We start from the raw sequence: 257 nt of genomic DNA, 5'->3' as shown, positions 1-257 counted from the left end.
AAAAAGTAATGAGCAGGACGGCTGCGAAGTCGTGACACTATCGTGTCCCCTTCGTCTAGCGGTTAGGACTCCGCCCTTTCACGGCGGCAACAGGGGTTCGAATCCCCTAGGGGACGCCACCTGCTTGGTGACAGGTGAAAGGTGTCTCCATACAGTATCTCAAAACCGATCTGGTTGCGTCAGCAGCCGGGCCGCGTTTGAGATATTTGCTCTTTAACAATCCGGAACAAGCTGAAAATTGAAACGACGCAGCGCGT

1 tRNA gene is annotated in these 257 nt (G+C 53.7%); it reads left to right on the top strand.

The annotated features are described in order from the left end of the window. The first annotated feature begins 44 nt into the window (after positions 1-44). Positions 45-119 (top strand) — tRNA-Glu (locus AC0T7J_RS25595). Positions 120-257 lie beyond the last annotated feature (138 nt).

The sequence above is a fragment of the Pantoea sp. E956-1 genome (assembly GCF_982223955.1).
Note: the sequence above shows the minus strand (reverse complement) of the source record. Positions and strands in the feature narration are given on the sequence as shown.